This window comes from Jiulongibacter sediminis, from assembly GCF_001306455.1.
Lineage (GTDB): Bacteria > Bacteroidota > Bacteroidia > Cytophagales > Spirosomataceae > Jiulongibacter > Jiulongibacter sediminis.
On the sequence record NZ_LGTQ01000005.1, the window covers coordinates 818,734 to 839,375 of the forward strand.

The 20,642-nt window shown below is 40.8% G+C and carries 16 protein-coding genes; 14 read left to right on the forward strand and 2 right to left on the reverse strand.

The genetic code is table 11. The features are described from left to right. Positions 1-186 precede the first annotated feature (186 nt). From AFM12_RS03645 to AFM12_RS03680, 8 genes are all read left to right on the forward strand, one after another. A complete protein-coding gene (locus tag AFM12_RS03645; RefSeq protein ID WP_055144006.1) occupies positions 187-576 on the forward strand; it encodes a hypothetical protein in 390 nt (129 codons plus the stop codon). Positions 577-690: 114 nt separating this feature from the next. Continuing rightward, the gene (locus tag AFM12_RS03650; protein ID WP_055144008.1) at positions 691-1,131 is read left to right on the forward strand and encodes a thioredoxin family protein; all 441 of its coding nucleotides are present in this window, start codon (positions 691-693) and stop codon (positions 1,129-1,131) included. 148 nt (positions 1,132-1,279) lie between these two features. Next, on the forward strand, positions 1,280-1,990 hold the full coding sequence (locus tag AFM12_RS03655) for an alpha/beta hydrolase-fold protein (RefSeq protein ID WP_055144010.1): 711 nt from the start codon (positions 1,280-1,282) through the stop codon (positions 1,988-1,990). A 41-nt stretch (positions 1,991-2,031) separates the two neighbouring features. Next, positions 2,032-3,054 carry an ATP-grasp domain-containing protein gene (locus AFM12_RS03660; protein ID WP_055144012.1) on the forward strand — a complete coding sequence of 341 codons (1,023 nt, stop codon included), beginning with the start codon at positions 2,032-2,034 and terminating at the stop codon, positions 3,052-3,054. Between the two features lies 1 nt (position 3,055). Further along, complete coding sequence (locus tag AFM12_RS03665; RefSeq protein WP_055145117.1) at positions 3,056-4,153, forward strand: carboxylate-amine ligase; 1,098 nt, start codon at positions 3,056-3,058, stop codon at positions 4,151-4,153. A 40-nt stretch (positions 4,154-4,193) separates the two neighbouring features. Continuing rightward, on the forward strand, positions 4,194-5,018 hold the full coding sequence (locus AFM12_RS03670; protein ID WP_055144014.1) for a type 1 glutamine amidotransferase: 825 nt from the start codon (positions 4,194-4,196) through the stop codon (positions 5,016-5,018). After that, complete coding sequence (locus AFM12_RS03675) at positions 5,012-6,205, forward strand: ATP-grasp domain-containing protein (RefSeq protein ID WP_055144016.1); 1,194 nt, start codon at positions 5,012-5,014, stop codon at positions 6,203-6,205. The genes AFM12_RS03670 and AFM12_RS03675 overlap by 7 nt, the downstream gene beginning before the upstream one ends. 3 nt (positions 6,206-6,208) lie before the next feature. Then, complete coding sequence (locus AFM12_RS03680; protein WP_055144018.1) at positions 6,209-7,417, forward strand: aspartate aminotransferase family protein; 1,209 nt, start codon at positions 6,209-6,211, stop codon at positions 7,415-7,417. 51 nt (positions 7,418-7,468) lie between these two features. Here AFM12_RS03680 and trxA read toward each other — a convergent pair whose 3' ends face one another. Beyond that, on the reverse strand, positions 7,469-7,792 hold the full coding sequence (trxA, locus tag AFM12_RS03685) for a thioredoxin (RefSeq protein ID WP_055144020.1): 324 nt from the start codon (positions 7,790-7,792) through the stop codon (positions 7,469-7,471). A gap of 225 nt (positions 7,793-8,017) precedes the next feature. Between trxA and AFM12_RS03690 the strand changes: the two genes are divergently transcribed. Beyond that, positions 8,018-8,770 (forward strand): hypothetical protein, encoded by a 753-nt coding sequence (locus AFM12_RS03690; RefSeq protein WP_131458177.1) that lies wholly within the window; start codon positions 8,018-8,020, stop codon positions 8,768-8,770. Between the two features lie 42 nt (positions 8,771-8,812). On the opposite strand, the gene dnaE is transcribed toward AFM12_RS03690, so the two are convergent. Continuing rightward, on the reverse strand, positions 8,813-12,454 hold the full coding sequence (dnaE, locus tag AFM12_RS03695) for a DNA polymerase III subunit alpha (RefSeq protein WP_055144024.1): 3,642 nt from the start codon (positions 12,452-12,454) through the stop codon (positions 8,813-8,815). A gap of 185 nt (positions 12,455-12,639) precedes the next feature. Between dnaE and rpmI the strand changes: the two genes are divergently transcribed. From rpmI to AFM12_RS03720, 5 genes are all read left to right on the forward strand, one after another. Next, positions 12,640-12,834, forward strand: a complete 195-nt coding sequence (gene rpmI, locus AFM12_RS19440; protein ID WP_082391178.1) for a 50S ribosomal protein L35 — start codon at positions 12,640-12,642, stop codon at positions 12,832-12,834. An 88-nt stretch (positions 12,835-12,922) separates the two neighbouring features. Next, the gene (gene rplT / locus AFM12_RS03705) at positions 12,923-13,267 is read left to right on the forward strand and encodes a 50S ribosomal protein L20 (RefSeq protein WP_055144028.1); all 345 of its coding nucleotides are present in this window, start codon (positions 12,923-12,925) and stop codon (positions 13,265-13,267) included. 208 nt (positions 13,268-13,475) lie between these two features. After that, on the forward strand, positions 13,476-16,337 hold the full coding sequence (locus AFM12_RS03710) for an NPCBM/NEW2 domain-containing protein (protein WP_055144030.1): 2,862 nt from the start codon (positions 13,476-13,478) through the stop codon (positions 16,335-16,337). Between the two features lie 127 nt (positions 16,338-16,464). After that, positions 16,465-18,384 (forward strand): molecular chaperone DnaK, encoded by a 1,920-nt coding sequence (dnaK, locus tag AFM12_RS03715; RefSeq protein ID WP_055144032.1) that lies wholly within the window; start codon positions 16,465-16,467, stop codon positions 18,382-18,384. A 93-nt stretch (positions 18,385-18,477) separates the two neighbouring features. Continuing rightward, entirely contained in the window at positions 18,478-20,637 is a 2,160-nt protein-coding gene (locus tag AFM12_RS03720; protein ID WP_055144034.1) for a glycoside hydrolase family 97 protein, read from the forward strand. The last annotated feature ends 5 nt before the right edge of the window (positions 20,638-20,642 follow it).

Sequence of the window (20,642 nt, forward strand, 5' to 3'; positions counted from 1 at the left end):
AATAATAGTTTTGGCCGGTACATTTTCAATAGGAACCGATTTTGAATAAAGAATAAAAACTTGGTTATTGAGTTGATTTCCTTGTGTGAATATTCCCAAAAAAATGTCGAAAGCTTTTGTTTTTTACATGGCTTTTGGTCTTAATTCGCACAGATATTTAACAAGGTGTTTTAAGAAAATTTCAAAATGACTCCAAACTCAAGCAAACCTCGGGTAATTAAAGATTTTGACAAGCTGGAAAACCATATTCAGGAACAGATAAAACTGTCTTATCCCTACGGTTTCTCTGACCACCTGATCAGATTTACCAATAAAGATGGCCTTTACGTTTCTGCGTTACCGTTTGAAACAGATGAAAAATATTATCTGGTTAGAATGACTGTTGAGAGAGCCGAAGAGATCATTGAAGATGATGATGATTTTGATGATGATGGTAATCTTAGAGATGATGTAAAAGAAGAATACTCTGACAAATACAGCGATCTCGACTATATCAACACCGACAGCGACGAGGAAGAAGAAGACTCTTATTCAAAAGATAAGCCTGTAGAAGAGGAAGATGATGACGAGGATTAATTCTGGCTTGGTAATTGTTTCTCTTAACATAAGAATAACACTGACGCAGCGTTCTTAGCAAACCAACAGACTGTTGGGAGCGTTGTATCTTTTGAATTGAACAAACCAACAATAATGAAGAAAACACTTGTACTTTCCTTACTGCTTTCGTTTTTCGCTTTCGGAAGCTTCGCCCAGCAGGGAATTTCTTTTGAACATGATGCCAATTGGGCCTCTGTGGTAGCCAAGGCTAAAAAAGAAAACAAACTTATTTTTATGGACGCCTATACCTCTTGGTGCGGCCCTTGTAAAATGTTACAGGCCAAAGTTTTCCCTGATAAGGAACTTGGTAAATATTTCAATCAGACATTTGTCAGTGCCAAATTTGATATGGAAAAAGGTGAAGGTCCTACGCTCGCTCAGAAGTTCGGTGTCAGAGCCTATCCAACACTTTATTTCATTGACCCTAACACGCAGAAAGTGGTTCATCAGGTTTTGGGATATCGTTCGGTAGACCAGCTCCTGGCAATTGGCAAAGTAGCTCAGACCAAAAAAGATGAGTCTTCATCGAGATAAAAGGTGTTGAGTAATAAAGTATTGAAAAAAAGCAGTCCATAGTGACTGCTTTTTTGTTGTTAAACCCGACCTCCAAACCTTTCTTTCCTCAACAAATACCTGCTTTTTTTGAAAAAAATCCCTTACTTCCGTAACCAACCCTTATCTCGTGCAAAAAGAACAAAGACCCTTTTACTCACATAGCCTCGGAAGAACCCTTCAATTGCATATTCATGGACATTGGGGCTATCCTATACTCGTGTTTCCACCAGCCGGCACTGATGGCCGTCAAATAGAAAATTTAGGTCTGACTCATTCAGTCTCTGATAAAATAGAACATGGTGAGATTAAAATCTACGCCATTGATAGCATTGATTTGGATAGTTTCTTTTCAACTGAGCTTTCTTCAAACAGTAAAATCTTTAATTATCAGCTGTACGCCCGTTTTTTAAAAGAAGAACTTGTACCGCTTCTTCAACGGGAGTGTAATGTTCACCGTGTTGGACTTGCCGGAATAGACTTTGGAGCGTATCATGCTCTGAATTTTGCTTTCAAATATCCCGATCTTACAAATTTTGTTATCTCGATGAGCGGGATGTTCGATATTCGACGCTTTCTTGATGACTACTTTGATGACAATGTCTATTTCAATAGTCCCTACGATTTTATTCCCGGTGCTGAGAGCTGGATTTTTAATCATCTGAAAATTGTACTAGGCACCTCAGATAGTGATAAAAACAGGGATGAAAGTCTTAAAATGTCAAAGCTTTTGGGTCAAAAACAAATTGATCACTGGTATGATGAAAAAAAGCAAATAGAGGCAGATTCAACTTTATGGAATACGGCTTTTCCTGAGTATCTTGAAGCGTTTTTATACTAGCTATTGCCTGAAAAATGGCTTTAAACCCTCTGAAATAAGACATGAAAAAAATCGGGATTCTTTTTGGGATGGAGAATACCTTCCCGTATGCTTTGATTGAACATATAAACGAACTTACCGGTAAAAAGGGGATCATTGCCGAGCCTGTACTAATAGGCAAGGTAAACCATTCAGATCCTACTGAATATGATGTTATTATTGACAGAATTTCGCATGAAGTACCTTTCTACAGAGCTTATCTAAAAAATGCGGCCTTGCATGGTACATCAGTTATTAATAATCCGTTCTGGTGGAGTGCAGATGAGAAATTTTTCAATAATTGTTTGGCCGCCAAACTAGGGATCCCTGTCCCTAAAACAGTTTTATTGCCCTCCAAAGAACGGCCTGACGACACATCAGAGACCACATTCAGAAACCTGAAATTTCCGATGGAGTGGGAAGAAATGTTTAGTCATATTGGTTTCCCGGCCTACATGAAACCACATGCGGGTGGTGGCTGGAGAAGTATTTACAGAGTGACTGGCATTGATGACCTTTGGGCAAAACATGAAAGCACCGGACAGCTGGTGATGATGCTTCAGGAAGAAATCGAGTTTACTGATTATTTCAGATGCTATTGCATAGATCAAAAGCATGTTCACATCATGCCCTACGAGCCAAGAAATCCAAGACATTTGAGATATGCTACCCAGCCAGCCAGCAGTGGACCATCATTAAAAAAACTACTAAAAAAAATAGAAGAATATACCCTCGCTATTAACAAGGCTTTAGGCTATGATTTTAATGCGGTGGAGTTTGCCGTAAAAGATGGAGTTCCGTACGCGATTGACCTATGTAACCCCTCTCCGGATGCTGACTCGTATTCAGTAGGATCAGAGAATTTCACCTGGGTGGTGGATCAAGTGGCAAAAATGGCTATTGAACGTGCAAAAAACGTTAAACCAGGTGTGAACAATTGTACCTGGGGTACTTTCCTTCAAAATTCCATCACCCCTTCAGATATTGCAAAAGTTGCTGGTAAAAAAGTCACTCCAAGAACCAAAACAGCGGCCTCAAAAAAGTAATATGAGCACCTTCACCCTCGGAATTGAAGAGGAATTTCAAATTATTGACCCTGTTACGCGGCAGTTAAAATCTCACATGTCGCAGTTGGTAGATGAAGGCAAAGTCATCCTTCAGGAACGTATCAAACAAGAGATGCATCAGGCTGTAGTGGAAACCGGAACAGGCATTTGCCGGAATATCCACGAAGCTCAGGAAGAAGTTCATTTTTTGAGGAATAAACTAATCGGTCTTGCTGCCGAAAAAGGTCTTGCAGTTGCTGCTGCAGGTACTCATCCTTTCTCAGACTGGGTGGATCAGCTCATCACACCTCATGAACATTATGATAATCTGATCAATGAAATGCGGGATGTAGCCCGTGGTAATCTCATTTTCGGCCTGCATGTGCATGTGGGTATAAATGACCGGAAGGATGCAATGAAAATCATGAATGAAGTAAGGTACTTTTTACCCCATATTCATGCTTTGAGCACAAACTCCCCTTTCTGGTGTGGCCGAAACACGGGTTTTAAATCATATCGGTCTAAAGTATTTGATAAATTTCCACGAACGGGAATTCCGGATCGCTTTTCGTCAATTGAAGAATATGACGAATATGTGGCCATTTTGATGAAAACTAACTGTATAGACAATCCAAAAAAAATCTGGTGGGATGTTAGAGTACATCCACACTACCCAACTATTGAATACCGCATTTGTGACATTCCAATGCGGGCTGAAGAGACTCTTTGCATAGCAGCTATTTGCCAGGCTCTTACGGCCAAACTATATAAACTGAGAAACGAAAAACCTCAATATAGTTCATACAGAAGGCTTTTGGTCGCTGAAAATAAGTGGCGGGCAGCCCGGGATGGAACTCAGGCCAGGCTGATAGACTTTATTAATGAGACTGAAAAGCCCTATGAAAAGTTGGTTACCGAACTACTAGATTTTATTGAGGATGTGGTAGATGAACTTGATTGTAGAAAAGAGGTCAACTATATTCATTGTATACTGAAAAATGGCACCGGGGCAGACCGACAGCTTCGAGTTTTTGAAGAAAAGAACGATCTCAATACCGTGGTAGACTATATGATTGAAGAAACAAAATTCGGTCTTTGAGGCTTTTTTTGTCAACTTTGTAGTACATCAATAAAACAGAATGAATCATCCATTTAGAATAGCCATTCTCGACTTTTATAATGATTACCCTAATGAAGGTATGCGATGTATTAAAACCCTCATTGAAAGATTCTTCCACACAGAAAATATTCAGGGATCTTATAAACTCTATGATGTCAGAGGAAAAGGGGAATTACCGACTTTGAGCGAATTTGATGCCTTTATTGGCACAGGTGGGCCCGGAAGCCCGATTTTTGAAGGGGAACAGTGGGAAGCCGATTACGGTGATTTTCTCGATGAAGTATTGGAGTGGAATAAAACGCAAGAACCCAAAAAACAAGGCTTGCTGATTTGCCATTCATATCAAATGATGGTGCAGCATTATCATTTGGCATTAGTTTGTTCCAGAAAGTCAACATCTTTTGGGGTTATGCCCGTTCATAAAACTGAAGAAGGGCTGAACGAGCCTCTATTTGAACATTTAGAAGACCCCTTCTGGGCGGTTGATTCTCGTGATTATCAGGTAATTCAGCCTCATGAAGAGGTCCTCAATGCTTTAGGTGCAAAAATTATCGCTCTTGAGAAAATAAGACCTCATGTTCCGCTGGAGCGGGCTATTATGGGTATTCGACTGTCAGATGAGATTGTAGGTTTACAGTTTCACCCTGAGGCTGATCCTGAAGGTATGAGACGCTATTTTATGAATGAAGACAAACGAATGGCTGTTATTACCGAACATGGTGAAGAAAAATTACAGATCATGCTGGAACAGCTGGAGGATGAAGACAAAATCAGAAAAACAGAATCTGTGATTATCCCGGACTTCTTGAAAATGGCTGCTCAACAAAATCTGGAAGCATGTTAAAAGAAGCCCGAAAGGCCTTTAATGAAAATTTTCAACAGGAGGCTCATGATAAACTTCTTTTTGAGATTGAAAATGAGTTTCCCGGTCAACTTGATTTCAGAGTTGCTGAAACACCGGTTTTTCTTGATCAGGGTTTCAAAACCAAGCTATTGATGGCCAGTAATTTGATAATTGATTTTATTAAAAGGCCTGACTTCAAAGAAATAACTGAAAAAGCTGTACCTGAAGCTTACAGGTTTAAAAACGAAGGTGAGCATTGTGAATTTCTTTGTGTTGATTTTGCTGTCTGTGAGAGTGATTCAGGAGAGTATGAGCCGCAATTAATTGAACTTCAAGGATTTCCGACACTATTTGCCTGGCAGCACTATCTTGCGGCTAAGTACCGAAAGCATCATAAAATAGACAAGAAACTCTCTCCTTTTTTCAACCGAATCAATGCCTTCAACTATTTAGAAGAGCTCTCAAAGGTTATTAAAGGCGAGTCTTCTGAAAATACCATTCTGCTCGAGGTTTACCCTGAAAAACAAAGGACAAGAATTGACTTTGAATTAAGCAAAGCTTATTTCGGTATTGAGGTCGTTTGTCTGAGTGAAATCTATACAAGAGACAGTAACCTTTTCTATCAAAAAGGTGGAACTGAAGTTAGAATTGATCGAATCTATAACCGTGTGATTTTCGATGAAGTAGAACGAAAGTATCCTGAATTAAAAGGGAAAATTACATTCTTGAAAAACGCTGAGGTTAAATGGATTGCGAACCCTTCATGGTTTTACAGAATCAGCAAATATTGTTTACCTTATTTGAAAGGCTCTTATCTCCCGGAGTCCTACTTCCTTTCTGATATAAAAAGGCCAGATGACCTGAAAAATTTTGTTCTTAAGCCAATTTTCTCTTTCGCTGGTGAAGGGGTAAATCTAAATCCTACAACTAAAGACCTTGAAGACATTTCAGATAGAGAAAATTATATTCTTCAAAGAAAAGTACAATACAGTCCTTTCATACCAGGCACTGATGGAGAGCACTCGAAAGGAGAAATCAGATTGATTTATATCTGGCCTGAAGGACTAAACCGGCCGAAACTAATCACTAGTCTTGCACGTCTAAGTAAAAGTAACATGCTTAATACGACTTCAGCGGATGGTGCTCAATGGACGGGCTCAAGCTCTGTATTTTCTGAATCTCACTAGACTATGGATCTAAGGCAAATCTTCCTAAATAATATAGCTCAAACCAGTGACAGCCCTCTGGCTCTTGAATTCGTGGATTCTGAGGGTATTTACCTGATTGACAAAAACGGCAAAAAGCATATCGACCTTATTTCAGGAATTGCGGTAAGCAATATGGGCCATTCTCACCCGGAGATTGTCAAAGCCATTCAGGTGCAGGCCGGAAAGTACCTTCATCAGATGGTTTATGGGGAATTTGTACAATCACCTCAGGTCAAACTAGCATCGGCTCTGATAGAAACATTAAAAGGCTTCCAGACAAGTTCAGGGCTCAGTCTTGACAACGTGTATTTCGTCAATTCAGGGACGGAAGCCGTCGAGGGAGCCTTAAAACTGGCAAAAAGATATACGGGTCGACCTGAAATTATTTCTTGTTTTAAAGCATATCACGGTAGCACCCATGGAGCTCTGTCTCTAGGAGATGAAGATTTTAAAAGAAATTTCAGGCCATTATTGCCAGAAATAAGGAAAATTGAGCGTGAGAATTTTGAGCATTTAGACCGGATCACCTCAAAAACTGCCGCTGTAATTATCGAAGTTATTGGTGGTGAGAGTGGCGTCAGAGTATCTACGAAAGAGTATCTGAAAGCTGTATCTGATAAGTGTAAGGACGTCGGGGCTTTGTTGATATTTGATGAAATACAAAGCGGAGCCGGACGGACAGGGAATTTCTGGGCCTTTGAAGACTATGGTGTAGTGCCTGATATTTTGCTTTCGGCAAAAGGACTCGGAGGTGGCATGCCAATCGGAGCTTTTATTGCTCCGCATGAGCTGATGAATGTTTTCAGAGATAATCCTATTCTTGGACATATAACTACTTTTGGCGGGCATCCGGCCAGCTGTGCAGCCGCTTTAGCAAGTCTTGAAGCCTGGAAAAAGGAAATAAGACCTGAAGAAATAAAAAGAAAGGGAGAGCTTTTTAAAGAACTTCTTTCAAAACACCCAAAAATCAAAGAAGTACGTGGCCAAGGTTTAATGCTGGCTGCTGAAATTGGAGATTTTGATTTTTTGCTTAAGGTAATTCAGAAAACCATCAAAAACGGAGTGATCGCGGACTGGTTCCTTTACTGCGATGATTCCATGCGTATTGCTCCGCCTTTGATTATCTCAGATTATGAAATCAGAAAAGCCTGTCAGGTTATCTTAAAAGCACTTGACTCGGTTAAGGAATAAAAAAGCCGTTTTCCTGACAGAAAACGGCTTTTTGGGGTTTCAATTCTATAATTACATAGCAGCCTCAAGCTTCTGAGTAAGAACATGCTTAGGAACCGCTCCAACGATTTTGTCAACCATTTCACCTTTCTTGAAAATCATCAAAGTAGGAATAGAACGGATTCCGAATTCCATTGGTGTGCTGCTGTTCGCATCCACGTCCATTTTACCAATTACGGCCTGCTCTTCGTATTCACCGGCGATTTCTTCGACGATTGGTCCGATCATTTTACAAGGACCACACCATTCAGCCCAAAAATCTACTAAAACTGGTTTATCTGAAGCGATTAATTCTTTGAAATTGCTATCAGTAACTTCGATTGCTTTACCTGCCATTTATTTAAGTCGTTTATTAAATTCAAAGGTTAAACATAACAGGGTACTTTCAAAGTTCCAATGGTTTCCACCCCACTAAAACTTTTGAGGTAAGAATTAGGCCCAAAATTGATATTTCACGAATAATCAAGATTCAATTTTTGATTTAAAAAGCACATCTGACCTAAATCATTGTTACTTCCTCAAGGATTGGCTAGATTTGGTTTAAACAAAGAAAACATCTCCATGTCCTCTGAAAAAAAAGCCATAAAGGCTCTGCTGAAAAGCTTCAAAAAGGTAAAGTCCATCAGCCTTATTGACAAGGTCAATAAAAAAGGGAAAACGATTAGTAAGTTTCTTTTCGCACTGGAAACTAAAGAAGGAAAGAAGTCTAAACTTGAAAAGTGGCTGAGAAAGCTTGAAGACATAGATAAAGACGATTTAAAGGAGAAGGATAAAAAGAAGAGTAAGGACAAAAAGAAGGTCAAACCGAAAAAGGTAAAAAACAAGGAAGAGTCCAAAGATAAAGAGCCAACCGACGAAAAACCTCAATCAAACAGTAACGCAGCAAAAACGACTGTAGAAAAGGTGGAACGGGAAAAAGAAAAGAAAGACAAAGGCATTATCCTTAAACCTCTTCCTGATTTAAAGGATAAAGTAAAAGCAGGAGAGGAAAAAGCTGAAAAAGCTAAACCAACCTCTAAAATCGCCCAAAAAACGAGAGCCCGAAAGCAGCCTGTTGATAATTTGAAAATTATAATTGGAATAGGCCCTGCCATTGAAAAATTCCTGAAAGAGGCTGAGATAGATACTTTTGAGAAACTTGCACAATCAAAAGTAGATGACCTGAAGAGTTTACTTGTAGAAAAAGGAGGAACCCGTTATAATGCCAATGATCCGTCGATGTGGCCGGCCCAGGCAGAATTAGCCGCCTCTGGAAAAAAAGAGGAATTGAAAGCTCTCCAATCAAAAATAAAGGAGGAGAACAAACTCAGCTAGAAAAAAGGCTCTGAATTTAATTCAGAGCCTTTTTTTTATGCATTAAGCGAAACTTACATTACCATCTCCACACAGCGACTGCAAATCTCTGAAAACGTTCTTGTTGATATCAATCTTGGTGTTACGACTAAAGAGTTGTAAGTCAAGCCGTTCGTCGGAATCGTATATATTAAAACGAAGCTCGAACTTACCGGGGTTATTATTGCTAACCTCCTGAATCTCGTAAATCATCTTTTCATTGATCTCTTTGAGCTCAAGTTTCAGGTTCACCTCTTTAAATCGCTTCTCCTTGACATCAGCCAATAGTTGCATTTCTATGGGTTTGAATTCAATATCGTTCCCGCTCCATCGTGTCTGTACTTTTCCCCGGATAAATAAAAACTGCCCCTCCATCAGATAATTACTAAAATTCACATGATCATTGCCGAAAAGAGCTATTTCCATTGAACCTTCATAATCTTCCATTTTGAAGATAGAAAAAGGCTTTCCACTTTTAGTTTGTCTCATCTGTACTGAGGTCAACATGCCACCGATGCTGAATTCGCGATCAATATGCTCGGGTTTCATCACTTCATTTAATGGCTTACAAAGACTCATTTCAATAGAGAATTGATCAAGCGGATGGCCGGAAATGTAAAAGCCGACAACATCTTTTTCGTATTTCAGTTTCTCAATATTCCCCCATGGCTCTACCTTTTCAGGCTGAGGAGCCGCCATGTCAGCTCCACCACTCACTCCACCACCAAAAAGTGAGGCCTGAGCGGACTCTTTTTCCTCCCGAATTTTATTTGCATACCGAATAAGCGTTTCAATAAAATTTGCTCCATTAGAGCCCTCAGCATAATACTGAGCTCTGTGAAAATCCTCAAAACAGTCAAACGCCCCTGCATAAACAAGAGATTCCAGAGTCTTTTTGTTGACCGTTCGAAGGTTAACCCTGGTCATAAAATCGTAGATATCTTTATAGGGTCCCCTTGCCTCCCTCTCTTCGATAATTGCGTCTACTGCGGCATCTCCCGTTCCTTTAATTCCTCCTAATCCAAATCTGATTTCACCATCCTTGTTTACACCAAATCGCTTTACCGATTCGTTGACATCAGGACCAAGCACAGGTAAACCGAGAGCCCGGCATTCTTCCATGAAGAAGGTAATCTTGTCAATATTACCGAGCTGCGATGTTAATACACCAGCCATGTACTCAGATGGGTAATGCGACTTCAAATAGGCCGTTTGATAAGCTACAAAGGCATAACAAGTGGAGTGGGATTTGTTAAATGCATATTGAGCGAAGGCCTCCCAATCTTTCCAGACTTTCTCTAGCACTTTCGCGTCGTGGCCATTCGACGTTCCGCCTTCCATGAATTTGGCTTTGAGTTTATTCAAAACCTCAATCTGCTTTTTACCCATGGCTTTTCTGAGCACATCGGCATCACCTTTGGTGAAATTGGCCAGCTTTTGCGAAAGCAACATCACTTGCTCCTGATAAACCGTTATACCATAGGTTTCGGCAAGGTATTCTTCCATCTCAGGCAAATCGTAAGTGATTTCCTGGAGACCGTGTTTCCGCTTAATAAAGTCAGGGATGTATGCCAATGGACCTGGCCGGTAGAGGGCGTTCATGGCAATGAGGTCGTCAAAGCGGTCAGGCTTTAACTCCTTCATGTACTTTTTCATGCCGTCAGATTCAAACTGAAAAACGGCGTTGGTCTCCCCTCTTTGAAACAGCTCAAAAGTCCCTGGATCGTCCAGAGGAATGTAATCTATACCCCCTTCAAGTAGCTCTAGTGTACGTTTCTGCTTATCCGTCGCATTCTCACGATCAATATTTTGTCCGTGATTTTCTTCAATCATTCTCAGGGCTTCCTTTAAAATCGTGAGATTTCGGAGACCCAGGAAGTCCATTTTAATAACACCGGCATCCTCAATAATTTTACCTTCATATTGAGTAACCAGAAGGTCAGCATCTTTAGCTGTACTTACCGGTACGATATCAGACAAATCATAGGGTGCAATGATAATACCAGCGGCATGAATTCCAGTGTTCCTTACCGTTCCTTCCAGTTTTTCAGCCTGATGGAGCACTTTCGCTTCCAGGCCTTTACCATGATAAAACTCCCGAACTTTTCTAACGTTTTCAATCTCTTCCGGGCTTAAGCCCAATTTATTGAGGTTTTTATCGCCACCGGTTTCGGGCATATGAATAAGCTTCTGAAAATTCATCCCATAGCCTGGCTTGTCAGGTATAAGCTTGGCTATGTAGTTTGCATCAGAAAGTGGCAGTTCCATTACACGAGCCACATCTTTGATGGATGATTTAGTAGCCATGGTACCATAGGTAATGATTTGGGCCACCTGATTCTTCCCGTATTTATCAACCACATAATCAATCACTTTTTGACGACCCTCGTCATCGAAATCTGTATCGATATCGGGCATTGACTTACGATCCGGGTTGAGAAAACGCTCAAAAAGCAAGTTGTACTTTATGGGATCAATATTCGTGATACCTATACAATAAGCCACTACTGAGCCGGCAGCAGACCCCCTACCCGGTCCTATCATTACGCCCAGATCTCGACCAGCCTGAATGAAATCCATCACAATGAGGAAATAGCCTGCAAAACCCATGGTTTTGATGGTAAAAAGCTCAAAATCTATCCTTTCTCTGACTTCTTCTGAAATTTCACCATATCGCTCTTTTGCCCCTTCATACGTCAGGTGTTTGAGAAATTCCCATTGGTTTTCCTTGTCATCTTTATGTACTTTAAACTCTTCAGGTATCGGGAAGTTCGGTAGCAAAATGTCTTGCTTGAGCTCCAGCGTCTCCACCTTACCAACGATATCATTTGTATTGTCAATGGCCTCAGGAATATCGCTGAACAGCTGCGACATCTCCTGTGTAGTCTTGAAATAAAACTGGTCATTAAAAAAAGCAAATCGACCGTTTTTTCCCTGCCCGCCCTCGTCATCATAGTCTTTCATTTTGGGCGTTGAGAGCTTCTCATTGGTGTTAACACACAATAGAATATCATGGGCTACCCAATCCTCCTGATCCACGTAATGCGAGTCATTAGAAGCAATTACTTTGACTCCATACTCTTTGGCCCATTTAAGCAAAACCGCGTTAACCTTGTTTTGGTCAGGAATGTCATGCCGCTGTATTTCTATATAGTAGTCGTCTCCAAAACGGTCAAGCCACCATTTGAACTCTTCCTCTCCTGCTTTTTCGCCATGTCTTAGAATTTCCTGAGGAACACGAGCACCGATGCAACAAGTCGTAGCAATCAAACCTTCTTTATATTGTTCAATCAGGTCTTTTGTAATCCTTGGATATTTCCCGTAAAGGCCGTCGATATAGCCGAGCGAACACAATTTAGTAAGGTTTTGATAGCCTTTTTTATCTTTTGCCAGAAGTAACTGGTGATATCGTTTATCCTTTTTGTCTTTGGTAAAACTCTTTATGGTATGATCTTCCACCACATAAAACTCACAACCTACTATGGGCTTGACACCGTATTTTGAAGCATTGGAGACAAAATCAAAAACACCGAACATGTTCCCGTGGTCTGTGATGGCCACGGCCGGCATGTTATCTTCTTTTGCCTTTTGGAAGAGCTTTTGAATGCTCGAGGCTCCGTCCAGAAGTGAAAATTGGGTATGGTTATGAAGGTGGGAAAACTGCATTTTCAGGGGTAAGAAGTATCACTCAAATTGTGTCACAAAAGTAGCCAATTTGACCTGCCCGAACCACTTGAAATCTGAACAAAATATCCACCATATTTCTCTTTGATCTTACCATTGGAAAATATCCAGAGAATAGCTACCTTTGCAGCCCAATTTACTTTTTTACATAAAAACTGTTTAAATCGATGCCAAAGCAAAAAACAAATTCTGGATCGAAGAAGCGTTTTAAAATTACTGGAACTGGAAAAATCAAGCGTAAGCATGCTTTCCATAGCCACATTTTAACGAAAAAGTCTAAGAAGCGTAAAAGCATCCTGGCTGGTTCAACTCTTGTTCATCCATCAGACGAAAAAAGAATTAAAGATCTTTTAGCTCTTTAATTTATTGGTTCAATTGTTTCACCCGACGAAAGGCTCAGAAAGAATCCGGTAGTGACCGGAACGCCCCAAGTCAAAAAACTAAATTATTATGCCACGTAGTGTCAATCATGTAGCGTCAAAAGCAAGACGCAAAAGAACGCTGAAACTAGCCAAAGGTTATTTCGGCAGAAGAAAAAACGTTTGGACGGTTGCTAAAAACGCCGTTGAAAAAGGTTTAGTTTACGCCTACCAGGGCCGTAAGCAAAAGAAAAGAAACTTCCGCAAATTGTGGATCGTTCGTATCAACGCAGGTGCAAGACAGCACGGTCTTTCTTACTCTGTGTTTATGAACAAACTATCTCAAGCCGGTATCGAGCTTAACAGAAAAGTTTTGGCTGACTTAGCGATGAATAATCCTGAGGCTTTCAAGGCTGTTGTAGACAAAGTTAAATAGGTGATCAGCAATGATCGAACAAATAAGGGGTTGCTCAGACGAGTAATCCCTTTTTTGTTTATTCGCTATTCAGATAACCATAGAATAAGAGATTGAATAAAAAAGAATTAAGCATCATTTAATTCGATATTTTTGTCCACCACTTGATTTGAGCTAATCTCAAATGACAATTTACGGAAGAAGCTTTTTAACAGTACGAATCTTAATAATGACGCAGTTTTCACTGATTTCCTTTCTATCGAAAGGTCAAATCGTGATAGACTTACCTGTCAACAATTCCGTTTTTCAACGAAATGCTTCAAATCAGGCTACTATCAATATTGCCGGAAACTATAGCAGTGGTGTGATTAGCTCGGTTCAGGCGAGATTGGTCAGTCCCGGAACGAACTCACCAATTTCGGGTTTTGACTGGTCAATTATTGATGTTGACCCATCTAAAGGACAGTTCTATGGTTCACTATCGAATGTTCCTGCAGGTTGGTATACTCTGGAAATCAGATCAGTAAAATCTGGAACTGTCATTCAATCTACAAGCGTTAACAGAGTTGGTGTTGGAGACGTATTTCTGGCTTTTGGACAATCCAATGCTCAAGGTTATCCTGGAATTTCAGGACTTCCTGTTTCATCGGAGAAAGTTATTTCACATAATTATATTGATTCCTGCTCTTTTGAAGTTCCGCATTTTCCGGTATTGGGGAAAACAACCTCATCCTCCAACATTGGACAGCACGGAATCACTTCGTGGTATTGGGGGAAATTAGGTGATAACTTGGTAAATAATAGCGGGACAGGTGCTACAGGTATTCCTGTAGCTTTTTTTAATGCCGCATCAGGTGGAGCCTCGGTTCAAAACTTTGTCGATAGCTTCTCGGGAGGAAGTACTATTAATCCTTTCACAGGACTTCAGTTTTGTAAAGGAATTAACCCTGACGACACAACAGGGGTCGGCACACCTTATATTACATTTTTAAAAACTATAAGATATTATAATTCGCTTTATGGAATTCGTGCTATTCTTTGGTTGCAAGGCGAGTCTGATACGCACCTGGGTACATCCCTTGCCAACTATCAAACAAGGTTATCTTCTATAATCGCCAGAACCCGGTCTGATTTCGGAGCGACTATTCCATGGGTAATTTCCCGTACATCCTGGTATCAAACAACAGGGTCAAGTAATGTCTTAAATGGCCAATCAAATCTATTGAATACAGGCAATCAAGTCTTTACAGGACCGGTCACCGATGACGTAAACAATACGAATCTCCCCTTCAGTGGTAGCAGAGATTCACCGAATGTTCATTTTCAGTCCGGAGGACTTTCAGAAATTGCAAATCGATGGTCTAATTCTTTAACATCGAATATTTACAACAACAGTACTCAATCATTTTATAATCTTTCGAATCCCGTAAATCCAAATACAGTTCCTGAGATGACTTACAGCGTGGCGGGAAATAATGTCACCGTTACTGCACCTGGCGGCTATGTTTCATATCGGTGGGTAACCACAAACAATTATGAAAGTACGGTTGTTTCCACATCACAGTCCCTGACCTCAAGCGGTAATAATACATACCGATGCTTTATGACTAAAGCTAATGGACAGATTGTAATGAGTCAAAAGGTGGATATTGGAAAGATTACGAATCAGCAAACAATTCCTTCAAGCTGCTCTGGGTCAGTATATCTTTCTGATTATACTCCTTACAGTTTACAAAATGATCCTTCTAACGGTCCCATTTCATTCGATCAGTCAAATGGAGGCCCTTCAGATGGAGATGGAACTCAATTAATGATCAATGGTTTAACCTATTCAAAAGGCCTAGGTGTTTATGGCAGTTCTGAAATCGTCTACAAGGTCACTCCCGGGCTTTACACAAACCTTAGAGCGTCAATAGGAGTAGATGATGATATCAGCACCGGAGGTTCAGTCATCTTTAAGGTTTATGGTGATAATAATTTATTGTACACCAGCAGCACATTAAGCTCCTCCAATAACGCGGTTGAAATCAATGTACCCCTATGTTCATACAGGACTATCAAGCTGGTAACAGAAAACTCCGGTGACGGATCAGTAAATGACATGGCTGACTGGGGTAATGTTAGGTTTACATGTGAATCAATCGGATCTCCCATTTCTTTATCAAACTTTAAGAAAGGTAGCAAATGTCTTGGTCTTGCCTGGTCTGCTCCTGCCTCAGGTAGTCCGGTTAGCTATGAAGTTTATCTTAATGGAAACCTTGTCACCACTTTAGGGTCAGGAACTCTTAGTTATATTTTTAGTGGTCTATCTCAAAGTACCACCTATACCATTGGCGTCAAAGCAGTGTCTTGTTCTGGTGCCAAATCGGCAACCGCGTCATTGTCAGTTCAAACGAATGGTATATTGATTTCTTACTCACCCAACTTCAATTTTATCTGTATCGGTGATAGTGTTACTCCTGTACTAGATAATCCCGGTGGTATTTTTACCATTACTTCAGGTTCTGAATATGTTAATCACTTTAATACAAGCACAGGGAAAATTGTTATCAACGGAAGTGGACCGGTCAATGTCAAATATATAATTGATCAGGGAACGGCCTGCTATGACAGTACAGGTACTACTATTTATGGCCAGGTGAAGCCATCGACACCGGTTATTTCTGCTAATATCAACCTGTTAAATACAAAAGATACCCTTGCGTTAACCTCCAACACAAATTGCTCACCCTATAATCTGGTTTGGTCAAATGACTCCACGAGCACATCTTTTAAGGTAAAACTGGCTGACACCACAAGCTTTTATGCCAGATGTAAAAACTCCTTTTGTTTCAGTAATAGCTCAAATATCATTCAGGCAAAGGTTATACCTGACTGCCCTAACACATTTACTTTAAGTAGTACAGTCTCAGACCTGAACTACGGTACCGAAAGCTTTGATTTTTTCGCCAAGAATACGATTTCCGCCGCTAACAAAGTATTCTCAGCCACCGGAGCAATTTTCAGAGCGGGTAAAAGCATTCAGCTGACTCCCGGCTTTGAGGCAAGGGCCGGTGCTGTCTTTTCGGCCACTATTCTGGGATGTCCATAGGCCATTGTCTGCCATTTATTTTCAGAAACTGACAAACTGTCACAATTATTCCAAGGTTTTGGCCTTGGCATATTCATTGATCATTTGCTAACAGATCATTTTTGAAAATAAAAACAACATACATAACATGGGAAAAATTATAGGAATTGACTTGGGAACCACCAACTCCTGTGTGGCTGTAATGGAGGGTAATGAGCCGGTAGTAATCGCCAACAGCGAGGGTGCCAGAACAACTCCTTCTATCGTGGCTTTTCTGGAGAATGGTGAGAAGAAAGTAGGTGCTCCGGCAAAACGCCAGGCTATTACAAACCCAAAAAATACAATCGCTTCAGTAAAGCGTTTTATGGGTAAAAAACACTCTGACTGTAGTTCAGAGCTAAAAACTATTGCCTACACTGTAGAAAAAGGTGCCAATGACACTCCACGTGTTAAAATTGGTGACAGACAATATACACCTCAGGAAATCTCAGCTTTCATTCTTCAAAAAATGAAGCAAACCGCTGAAGATTATCTGGGAACTGAAGTAACAGAAGCGGTTATTACCGTTCCTGCCTACTTTAACGATTCAGAGCGTCAGGCCACTAAAGAGGCTGGAACTATCGCCGGTCTTGATGTGAAAAGAATTATCAACGAGCCTACTGCTGCTGCTTTGGCCTATGGTCTTGACAAACAAGATAAAGATGCCACTGTGGCCGTATTTGACCTTGGTGGTGGTACATTTGACGTCTCTATTCTAGAGCTTGGTGACGGAGTTTTTGAAGTAAAATCAACTGATGGTGATACCCACCTTGGTGGTGATGATTTTGATCAGGTGATCATTGAGTGGTTGGCTGACGAGTTTAAGAAAGATGAGGGCGTTGACCTTCGCCACGATGCTATGGCTCTTCAACGTTTGAAGGAAGCTGCTGAGAAAGCGAAAATGGAGCTTTCAAGCTCTACGCAGGCCGAAATCAACCTTCCGTACATCTTCCCGGTAGATGGCGTGCCTAAGCACCTTGTTCGTAGCCTTTCGAGAGCGAAGTTTGAGCAGTTGGCTGATAGCCTGTTCACTCGAATGATGGAACCTTGTAAGCGTGCCATGAAAAATGCAGGCATCTCTAACAGCCAAATCAACGAGGTTATTCTGGTAGGTGGATCAACACGTATTCCAAGAGTACAGGAAGAAGTTGAGAAGTTCTTCGGTAAGAAACCATCAAAAAGCGTTAACCCGGATGAAGCTGTAGCAATTGGTGCTGCTATTCAGGGTGGTGTTTTGACTGGTGAAGTGAAGGATATTCTTCTTCTGGATGTTATTCCTCTTTCATTGGGTATTGAGACCATGGGTGGTGTATTCACCAAAATGATTGAGGCGAATACAACAATCCCGACAAATAAAGTGGAGACCTTCTCTACTGCGGCTGACAATCAACCTTCTGTGGAACTCCATGTTCTTCAAGGTGAGCGTCCGATGGCCAATCAGAACAAATCACTAGGTAGATTCCACCTGGATGGTATTCCGCCAGCTCCAAGAGGTGTACCTCAGATTGAAGTAACTTTCGATGTGGATGCTAACGGTATCCTGAATGTTACGGCCAAAGATAAAGGAACAGGAAAAGAGCAAAATATTCGCATTGAAGCATCCAGTGGACTTTCTGATGAAGAAATCCAAAGAATGCGTGACGAAGCCAAAGCCAATGAAGAGGCGGATAAACTTGCTAAAGAGAAAGTAGAGAAAGTAAATGCTGCAGACTCTATGATCTTCTCAACTGAGAAGCAATTGAAAGAGTATGGTGATAAACTTTCTGCTCCAAACAAAGAGGCCATTGAAGCTGCTCTTACCGAGCTAAAAGCCGCTCATGGTACTCAGGATTTAGCTGCTATTGATGCGGCTATGGAGAAAATCAACGCTGCATGGCAGGCTGCTTCTCAGGAGATATATGCTGCTCAGCAAGCCGCTGGTGGTGCTGACCCAATGGGTGGAGCCGCTGCAGGTGATGCTCAGGCAAATGCCGGTGCTCCTTCAGATGATGAAGGTGTTACCGACGTAAATTTTGAAGAAGTAAAATAAGTTTAAAACTTATTAGAAATAGAAGAGCCACTCCAAACAGGGGTGGCTCTTTGCTTTAGTCATTGTATCTTCACCGCTGCATAACCGCCATCTATGAAACTCAGCTACCTCATCGCTTTCTTATATCTTTTTGCATGTCAATACGCCAAGGCACAGTACCAGATCCACTCGCCGGACGGCAATTTGAAGCTAACAGTTCATTATGAATCTGACGGAAGTCTCACGTATGAAGTACATTCCTCAAAGACAGGCACAGAGCTTCAGCTTCTTAAAAAATCAAAGCTGGGTATCACCAGAAATGATTGTGATTTTTATGGTGGATTAAATGTGATCAGTGTTGATTCTACGCTTGAAAGTGAGAGCTACTCTTTGCAAAGCGGAAAGAAGAAGGAGCTATCCTTTGATTCAAAAACCATGACCATTCAAACCACTAAATGTGGGGTCAACTTTTGGGTCATTTTCAAAATACTTAATAACGGTGTAGCTTTCAGATACCATTTCCCTGATTCATCAGAAACTGAATATCAGATTGGAAGCGAATATTCAGAATTTGGATTGGCTAACACGAATGGAACGGTCTGGATGCAGGAAAACAGCAATAGCTATCCTGTTTACGAAGGTTTTTTCAATGAGGTTTATCCGGGTTCTTCTTCCTCACAAGCATCCGGATTTGTTTTCCCGGCCCTCATTTCAATTAATGATCATTGGCTTCTTTTAACCGAAACTGATCTGGATAGTAATTTCTACGCTTCTCATTTGTCTCAACATCCGACTGGTGGCTCCTATAAATTAAGCGGTCCCTACCCTTTTGATGGTGTTTCTCAGTTTGATCAGTTTGCTCATTTTAAAACTCCTATGAAAACACCCTGGCGGGTAGTTACGATTGGGAACGAGCTAAATGAGATTGTAGAAAGTAATCTCACCACTGATCTGGCTCAACCGTCGCTCATTTCTGATCAAAGTTATATTGAGACTGGAATTGCCACCTTTAGTTGGTGGTCCTCTTTTACGAGTTCAAGTTATATCGATTCGATGAGGCATTATGTAGATCTGGCTGCAGACCTCAATTGCCCCTTTTTCACAATAGATGCTGATTGGGATAAGATCAGTAATCTTGAAAGTGAACTTCCGCTGTTTGTGGATTATGCTACGTCAAAAGGTGTGAAGTTATGGACCTGGTATAATATGGGAGGGCCGCATAATGCCAGTAGTTATGCGAATAATATCACTCCACGAGACAGTATGCATATTGCCCAAACCCGTCGTGACCATCTTCAATGGATCAAAAATATGGGTATAGCCGGAATAAAGGTGGACTTTATGATGAGCGATAAACAGGGAATGATACAGTACTATTTAGACATATTAAAAGATGCCGCAGAGTTGGATCTGATGGTAAACTTTCATGGTGCCACAGCTCCAAGAGGCTGGCAAAGAACCTATCCGAACCTTATGACCGTGGAAGCTGTGGCTGGAGCTGAGGGTATCTTATTCAACACCAATTTCAGACAACGGTTGGCCAGTCATAATGTGACACTCGCGTTCACCCGAAACGTACTTGGGTCAATGGATTACACACCGGCTGTACTGGGTCATACTTATCATAATAATGGAGATAATATTGACCATAATTCCACTATTTCACATCAACTGGCTCTACTTACCTTATTTGAATCAGGAATGAGTCATTTTGCGGATCATTACTCCAGGTTTGAAAATTTGCCTGAAACGGCGAAGGAAATCATTCGTCAAACTCCCGGTGCATGGGATGATACAAAACTTCTCTCGGGATATCCAGATGAGGAAGTAGTGCTGGCACGTAAATACAAGCACAATTGGTTTATATCAGGCATAAATGGCGAAAATTTCGGCAAAACTGAAAGCATAGACCTCAGCTTTTTACCCCAGGGCCAATACCGTTTAAGAACAATTAAAGATGGATCATCAAAAGGATTGATAGTAACTGAAAATCAGATCTTTACTACTGGAGACAATCTAACTGTTGATATTCTGCCTTATGGGGGATTTACCTTGTTTTTTGAAGCTCTTTGTCTTGAAAATTTAACACTTCAGGATAAAGTAACGGAAAGTGCAAACGATCAATATCAGGCGGTAAATATTCAGTCTTTACAGGAGATTGAACAAAACTCCTCACTTAGTCTAAAGGCTGAAAACTCTATTCTTCTTGAACCCACCTTTTACTCAGAAGCTGGTTCAGTTTTCAAAGCGGAAATAGAAAATTGCGATAATTAAAAAAC

Bases quoted from the DNA above. Each gene is read 5' to 3' on its own strand.
- dnaE (WP_055144024.1), bottom strand. From the start codon at position 12,454: ATGCAGTTTTCCCACCTTCATAACCATACCCAATTTTCACTTCTGGAC.
- AFM12_RS03680 (WP_055144018.1), top strand. From the start codon at position 6,209: ATGGATCTAAGGCAAATCTTCCTAAATAATATAGCTCAAACCAGTGAC.
- trxA (WP_055144020.1), bottom strand. From the start codon at position 7,792: ATGGCAGGTAAAGCAATCGAAGTTACTGATAGCAATTTCAAAGAATTA.
- AFM12_RS03710 (WP_055144030.1), top strand. From the start codon at position 13,476: ATGACGCAGTTTTCACTGATTTCCTTTCTATCGAAAGGTCAAATCGTG.
- AFM12_RS03645 (WP_055144006.1), top strand. From the start codon at position 187: ATGACTCCAAACTCAAGCAAACCTCGGGTAATTAAAGATTTTGACAAG.
- AFM12_RS03670 (WP_055144014.1), top strand. From the start codon at position 4,194: ATGAATCATCCATTTAGAATAGCCATTCTCGACTTTTATAATGATTAC.
- rplT (WP_055144028.1), top strand. From the start codon at position 12,923: ATGCCACGTAGTGTCAATCATGTAGCGTCAAAAGCAAGACGCAAAAGA.
- AFM12_RS03660 (WP_055144012.1), top strand. From the start codon at position 2,032: ATGAAAAAAATCGGGATTCTTTTTGGGATGGAGAATACCTTCCCGTAT.
- AFM12_RS03665 (WP_055145117.1), top strand. From the start codon at position 3,056: ATGAGCACCTTCACCCTCGGAATTGAAGAGGAATTTCAAATTATTGAC.
- AFM12_RS03650 (WP_055144008.1), top strand. From the start codon at position 691: ATGAAGAAAACACTTGTACTTTCCTTACTGCTTTCGTTTTTCGCTTTC.
- AFM12_RS03690 (WP_131458177.1), top strand. From the start codon at position 8,018: ATGTCCTCTGAAAAAAAAGCCATAAAGGCTCTGCTGAAAAGCTTCAAA.
- AFM12_RS03720 (WP_055144034.1), top strand. From the start codon at position 18,478: ATGAAACTCAGCTACCTCATCGCTTTCTTATATCTTTTTGCATGTCAA.
- dnaK (WP_055144032.1), top strand. From the start codon at position 16,465: ATGGGAAAAATTATAGGAATTGACTTGGGAACCACCAACTCCTGTGTG.
- AFM12_RS03675 (WP_055144016.1), top strand. From the start codon at position 5,012: ATGTTAAAAGAAGCCCGAAAGGCCTTTAATGAAAATTTTCAACAGGAG.
- rpmI (WP_082391178.1), top strand. From the start codon at position 12,640: ATGCCAAAGCAAAAAACAAATTCTGGATCGAAGAAGCGTTTTAAAATT.